The following is a 6,715-nucleotide window of genomic DNA, read 5'->3' as shown; positions in this document are numbered from 1 at the left end:
TTTCCCGGTAGATCTGCAGAGTCTCATTGATCTCGAGGCAATGATCCAGCGCATCCCTTAAAAAGAATTTGGTGTCTTTGGTTATGAGAGGGTTTTCGGAATCGATCAGCCTGCTCACGAGCTCCTTGACCGGAGAGATGTACCGACGGATCCTGAGCACTTCTTTTTTGAGCTCCTGTATCTTTTGTGCAGTCCTGGGTTTGGGTTTCCTGTAGACCTCCTCTTCCAGGTTCTCTAACTGGTCCTGAACATGCTCCAGCACCACGAAATAATTGTCGATGATCGCATCCAGCAGGGCGAAGAAAAGGTAGTCTGCCCCCCGTGTCCTTATACGTCCCAGTTTCCCCAAAATCCTGTCCCGGACAGATCCAAAGACGTCTTCCTTTAATTCCTGAAAGACCAGCAGTTCATGGGAGAAAAGGGCGAGGGCCACGTGTTCTATCACGATATTTTGCTGTGCATCCAAATAGATCATCTTGAACACCCCGAAAATATAAGACTCATATTCGTCGATCTTGGGACGTTGCTGGGTATTGACCGCATCTTCCAGCACAAGTAAATTCAACTCGAAAGTTTTTCCGAGCTTTTCGATGAACCCTTCGTCACTGAGTCCGACCAGATTGATCCATTTTACCTTCTCTCCCCTGTTATCAAGGAGATTTTCCACATTCACCGGACTGTATTGTTCTACCTGCTCCTCATTGTAGGCGATCACGTCCAGCGTGCTGACGGAATCTTCCCGGTACCCGAGGTAGGTGATCGTGCCAGGAGCTTTCCCCACTTTTTTGTGGGTCCGGAATCTCTTTTTGTGGATCTTGTTGAGAGGAAAATTCATTTTGGCCATGTACTTCAACTTTCCCTTAAAGATATAAAACAAAACGGGCTACAGCAGTTCCATATTCTTTAAAAACAAGCCTGAAGAAGGGGCTATGAAGGGAATACTCACCTTCTCTCCTTCCTGCAAGGCCTTTTTTATGATCGCCGGTTCCATCTTCCCCCTCCCTGCCAGCACCAGGGCACCCATCATCATTCTGATCTGGTAACGCATAAATCCGTCTCCCCGGACCAGCAGTTTGTAATGTTTCTCGGGAAAGAAATTAGCCGTCAGTTCCCTGTTCTCAGTGATCCGGCAATGCATGACCTTTCTGCGCACTTGTTTCCCTTCCTTCAACCGGGCCGTAAAATTATGGAAGTGATGCTCCCCTTCGAATAAAAGGGACGTTTCCCTCATGAGATCGATGTCCAGTTCACCCGGGAAGTTGACCAGAAAAGGGGCGGAAAAGGGGTGATTCCCGGAACCGTAAGAGAAAAAATACACGTATTCCTTCTTTCTGGCATCCTTGATGATATTGAGGCCATCCCTCGCTTCGTGTATTTTGAGGATACGGATGTCCGGAGGCAGGTTTTCATTGAGCTCCTCCAGAAAGTCGGGCAGCTCTTCTTTAAGATCGTCCTCGGAGATCAATTGAAACGCCATGTTGAAAGCAGATACCTTCGCGTCCGTCCTGCTGGCCCCGAGTATTTTAAACGTCTTTCCAGGCCGGACATATTTCAGGGTCTTTCGTATCATCCCCTCAATAGTTTTCTGACCGGGTTGCCTTTGCCAGCCGCTGTACCTGAATCCCAGGTATTGAATCCAGACCACGTAGGTATACTTTCCTCTCATTTGCATTTCTTCCCAATTAAAGATATCACAATAATGCAGATATGCGGTCCGGTGATCCCATTTTCAACTCAGGACCAGACCAAAACAAAAAATTTGTATTTTGGAAACTCAACAACCAAAACAAACTGAGATGAACAAACAATCAGCAGCAAAACCCCCGGTCTGGTTCTGGGTGGTCAGTGTCCTCGCCTTATTGTGGAACCTCATGGGTGTCATGAATTATTTGGGAACGGCCTTTATGAAAGAAGCGATCAAGGCGGAAATGACCCCTGCTCAGATAGAGCTCATGGAAAACACACCCGCATGGGTTACCGCCGCGTTCGCCGTGGCCGTTTGGTTCGGGGCGGCCGGGTGTATCGGGCTCCTCTTGAGGAAGAAATGGGCTAAATCAGCCTTAGGTCTGTCCCTAATAGGCGTCATAGTTCAGATGGGCTACAGCTTCTTCATGACCAATGCCAGCGAGGTTTACGGGAAAACAGAGGCTGTGATCATCCCCGTCATGGTGATCATCATTGCCATATTGCTCGTCTTCTTTGCTCGTCTCAGTGAGCGTAAGACCTGGATCACCTGATCCCCGGGTAAATTCTGCCCGACAGGTACTGAATTATTCTACAGGTGAACTCGAATTGAATTCACTCTAACTCCTTTATTCTCTACAACCAAATCTGAGTGACCTCTATTAAAAAATCATCCCGTATCGATATCATAGACGCTCTGCGAGGATTCGCATTGGCAGGTATCGTCATCGTACATATGGTAGAGAACTACGTGGCAGCTCCAGTCCCAGAAGCTGCTGTAGAAGCGGCACATGCGGGGGTATTTGATTATGTTATCGACGGGGTTGTTGTGATCTTATTAAGAGGTAAGTTCTTCGCACTCTTCTCTTTCCTGTTCGGACTGAGTTTTTATATACAGATGAACAATGCCTATCAAAAAAAAGTCGACTACAGATACCGTTTCCTATGGCGCATGATACTTTTAATGATCATCGGCTATCTCCACAGTCTTTTTTACAGGGGAGATATACTGACTATTTATGCCATGCTGGGGATTTTCCTGCTCTTTTTTTACAAACTCAGATCGCCCTGGATTCTGGCGACCATGGCGGTTATCTTTTTGGGAGCGGGCCGCTTTATTACGTTCGCCTTTACCGATGGGCAGAGTTTATTTTCATTGGGGGAGCTTACGGCCGAGAATCCTTCAATGATACAGTATTACCATATCCTCAGTAAAGGTTCGATCTGGGAAGTATTCCAAACGAACGCATGGGAAGGTCATCTCATGAAACTGGATTTTCAATTAGGGATTTTTTCAAGAGCGTACCTCACCTTTGGATTTTTTCTTCTCGGGTTTTACGCGGGAAGAATCGAGTACTTTAAACATTATATGGAAAGGACAAAGCTAACCAGGGACCTGCTATGGGCCTCCCTCATCCTCTTTTGCGTAGCTGTCTTAATCACCGTTGCTTCCTTCGCACAGATCGGACCTGAGCCCAAATTCGATAATTGGTATGCGATGATCGGGCTTACGGGCTATGACCTGGTCAACATAGCTATCACCCTTGCCTTGCTCTGTCTGTTTGTAATGGTTTACAGATCTGAAAGAGGGAGGAGATCCCTGGACGTTTTCAGGGCTTATGGAAGGACCGCACTTTCTAATTACGTTCTTCAGAGTATTATGGGAACTTTTTTCTTTTACGGATGGGGACTCGGTTATATTGGAACCTTGAGTAATACCTATAGTTTGGTGGCGGCATTACTGCTTATTGTCTTTCAAATAGGCATCAGCATCTGGTGGATGAAACGATTCCTTTACGGTCCTTTGGAATGGATATGGAGAAGCTGCACCTTTTTTACCTTATACCCGTTTCGAAGACCCAAGGCCTGATCATGTATCAAACTTTGGTCTTTCAAACTCTGCCCTACACCACACATTTTTAGGGATACTCAACATTCCTTGCAGTTCAACGAATATTTTCAAATAAAGGTTTTCAGGTCGCCGTTCTGGATATGAAAAATTCAAAGAACCATTCAATAGAATGAAGCGTATCTTGAAACTACTGCCCTGGAAAAAGTGCTTCTACCTTTCCGTGACGGTTCTTCCCTTGATATTGATTTGCAGTTTCTACGGGTTGTATACCAACAAATTCTATTTTCTAAAAGTCGACAATTATATTTTTTCCCTCCTGATCATGGTGCACCTCGCATTTCTACATGTACTGAAACGAGCGGGCGGTGATGAGAATTCACAGTTAAACCTGTTGCGAAACCTCGAATTTGCCATGTATGCTATCCTGCCCGTATACATCTTTAAACTGGCTGAAACCTTGTATATCCTGCTCACTTATTTCGATTATTCGGAACAGGTCTTCCCTCAGACTTTTCTCCCGGCAGGCGGTTTCATATTGGCCTTACAATCTTTTTTAATCATACTCACCCTATCGGCTTTTCAGCACCGGAGGATACGTATCGGATCTTATACTCTGGACAGGATACACGAATAAATCCCTCATCGTCACCAGACATGAGCGCGATGTGCTATGGCAGCACAAAGGACCCCCGCAAAAGCGGGGGTTTTTTTATAGTTTGCTGATAAAACCTCCGTACAAGTCTTTGAGCTGAAAGCCTTTGCTGTACCGCTGCTTGCTGAGTTTTTTATGGGCCACAAGACCCCAGAGTAGGAATTCCTTCAAGAAATACGAGTCTTCCTCCTTTACTTTGGGCTGGTGTTTACGGATAAGGGCCTGTAAAGGGGGAATACCATTCAGAAGATCGCGGTACTGCTCATCTGTCTGCCCATCAGGCAGTTCCAGTCCCTCCCGGTCAAAGAACCAAAGGATAAGATCATCATAGGGGCCTTCTGTATTTTTCTGCTCCAGTTTCAAAATGGCGGGAAAATAATTAGGGAATAAGGTTTTTATCGCATCTTCGATCAGCATGAGGGCCACCGCATCGGCTCCCTCCTGCTCTCCTTCATAGACCAGCTCGATCTTCCCGGTAATGGATGGGATGATCCCCATAAAATCTGATAGACGAACTGAGGTTTTGGAGGCCCCCTGAGCCAGAGCCCTCCGCTCAGCGGTACTGAGCAGGTTTTCGAAAGCCGTGATACTCGTACGTGCACTGACGCCGCTTTTTGCATCCACATACTCACTGTTGCGCGCCTCAAAACTGATCTGTTCAAGGAGGACCTTGGCCAGTTCCGGGACATAGACCATGCTCTCCTGCTCCTTGTCCAGCTTAGCCTCCTGGGTCGTGATCTTTCTGGCTGTCTCGATCTCTTTAGGATAATGGGTGAGGATCTGGGAGCCAATCCGGTCCTTTAAGGGGGTTACAATGCTTCCGCGATTGGTATAATCCTCGGGGTTTGCGGTAAAAACGAATTGAATGTCCAGGGGAAGCCTGAGTTTAAATCCCCTGATCTGTATGTCTCCTTCCTGCAGTATATTGAAAAGGGATACCTGTATCCGGGCCTGTAGATCGGGTAATTCGTTGATCACAAAAATGCAGCGGTTGGCCCTGGGGATCATACCGAAATGGATCACCCGGTCATCGGCATAGGAAAGTTTAAGGTTCGCCGCCTTGATGGGGTCCACGTCTCCGATCAGGTCTGCCACTGTAACGTCAGGGGTGGCCAGCTTTTCATAGAAACGCTCTTCCCTGTGTAACCAGGTTACCGGGGTGTCATCCCCCTTCTCTTCGATCAGCTTTTTGCTGTATCGGGATATGGGCCTCAGAGGGTCGTCATTGATCTCGGAACCTTCTACCACCGGAATGTATTCATCCAGGAGATTGACCATAAGTCGGGCCAAACGGGTCTTGGCCTGCCCCCTGAGGCCGAGTAAATTTATATTATGTCTGGAGAGGATAGCCCGCTCGAGTTCTGGGATGACAGAATCTTCATACCCCCATACCCCGCTAAAGGTATCCTTACCTTCTTTAATGCGCTGTTTGAGATTGTTTCGCAACTCATCTTTGATTCCCCGGCTTTGGTACCCCGCTTTTTTAAGGTCACCCAGGGTTTTGATCTTGTCGTATTCCAACTTCATGTATGTAGTTCTTTTTCAAATAGTGTTATTTCAATCTTTTCTTACGGTTCTTTTCATAATCTTCGAAGATCATCTCACCCAGGCCTTTTAACCCCGTGAACAGGGCTTTACCCTTGTTCGCCTCAGTAAAATGCCTCACAAATTGCATCAGGTACGGGTCCTGGGCGATCATAAAGGTGGTGATGGGGATATGGAGTTTACGGGCTTGCCTGGCCATATTGTAGCATTTCTCGACGATAAAATCATCGAGACCCACGCTATTTTTGTAGTAGGTACCATCGGGTAATCTCAGGCAACTGGGCTTCCCGTCGGTGATCATGAATATCTGTTTATTGGTATTCTTTTTCCTCCTGAGCATATCCATAGCCAGCTGCAATCCCGCCACCGTATTGGTGTGGTAAGGTCCTACCTTGAGATAGGGCAGGTCTTTAATAGGAATAGGCCAGGCATCATTGCCGAAGACCAAAATGTCTAAGGTGTCCTTGGGATAGCGGGTAGTGATCAGCTCTGCGAGGGCCATGGCTACCTTTTTGGCCGGGGTGATCCGGTCTTCCCCATACAGGATCATGCTGTGGCTGATATCGATCATAAGCACCGTACTCATCTGGGCTTTGTGGTGGGTGTCTTCCACGACCAGGTCGTCTTCGGTTAGGGAAAAACCATCCAGTCCGTGGTGTACCTGGGCATTTTTCAGGCTTTCCGTCATGGAGATCCTGTCTAGGGAATCCCCGAAATGGTAATCCCTGAAATCGCCTGTGTGTTCGTCTCCTGTGCCCGACTTCCCGGTTCGGTGGTTTCCGGAACCGCTGCGCTTGATCTTCCCGAAGATCTGGTCTAACGCTCTCTGCCGGATGATGCGTTCCATTTTTGCAGTGATTGACAACAGGCCTTCCCCCGGGTTGCCTTCTCCGGGTGCGCGGAGTTGTGGCACGCGCGGCAGACGGCCTCGAGGTTGGAGCGCGCGAGCCGAAGGTCGGGTCGGTCGCCTACCGGGTTGCGGT

7 protein-coding genes are annotated in these 6,715 nt (G+C 47.7%); 3 read left to right on the top strand and 4 right to left on the bottom strand.

The features are described 5' to 3' along the window. Together ABYP73_RS10350 and ABYP73_RS10345 are read right to left on the bottom strand one after the other, a co-directional pair. A partial coding sequence (locus ABYP73_RS10350; RefSeq protein ID WP_372974267.1) for a CorA family divalent cation transporter occupies positions 1–844 on the bottom strand: 844 nt, incomplete at its 3' end. A 39-nt stretch (positions 845–883) separates the two neighbouring features. Then, positions 884–1,672, bottom strand: coding sequence for a tRNA pseudouridine(38-40) synthase TruA (locus ABYP73_RS10345; RefSeq protein WP_372974266.1), 789 nt, complete (start codon positions 1,670–1,672; stop codon positions 884–886). A 124-nt stretch (positions 1,673–1,796) separates the two neighbouring features. On the opposite strand from ABYP73_RS10345, the gene ABYP73_RS10340 reads away from it, so the two are divergent. The 3 genes from ABYP73_RS10340 to ABYP73_RS10330 all read left to right on the top strand — a co-directional run bounded on the left by ABYP73_RS10340 (position 1,797) and on the right by ABYP73_RS10330 (position 4,169). After that, the gene (locus ABYP73_RS10340; protein WP_372945011.1) at positions 1,797–2,237 is read left to right on the top strand and encodes a hypothetical protein; all 441 of its coding nucleotides are present in this window, start codon (positions 1,797–1,799) and stop codon (positions 2,235–2,237) included. Positions 2,238–2,335: 98 nt separating this feature from the next. Then, entirely contained in the window at positions 2,336–3,553 is a 1,218-nt protein-coding gene (locus ABYP73_RS10335) for a DUF418 domain-containing protein (protein WP_372974265.1), read from the top strand. 151 nt (positions 3,554–3,704) lie between these two features. Continuing rightward, entirely contained in the window at positions 3,705–4,169 is a 465-nt protein-coding gene (locus ABYP73_RS10330) for a hypothetical protein (RefSeq protein WP_372946657.1), read from the top strand. A gap of 75 nt (positions 4,170–4,244) precedes the next feature. On the opposite strand, the gene ABYP73_RS10325 is transcribed toward ABYP73_RS10330, so the two are convergent. Continuing rightward, on the bottom strand, positions 4,245–5,714 hold the full coding sequence (locus tag ABYP73_RS10325) for a magnesium chelatase (RefSeq protein ID WP_372974264.1): 1,470 nt from the start codon (positions 5,712–5,714) through the stop codon (positions 4,245–4,247). Positions 5,715–5,739: 25 nt separating this feature from the next. Continuing rightward, positions 5,740–6,715: VWA domain-containing protein (locus ABYP73_RS10320; RefSeq protein ID WP_372974263.1), on the bottom strand; the 976-nt coding region annotated here is incomplete at its 5' end.

Source organism: Muriicola sp. (genome assembly GCF_041567615.1).
Classification (GTDB): Bacteria; Bacteroidota; Bacteroidia; order Flavobacteriales; family Flavobacteriaceae; genus Muriicola.
The sequence above is the reverse complement of the archived record's forward strand: the minus strand, read 5'-3'. Positions and strand labels throughout refer to the sequence as shown.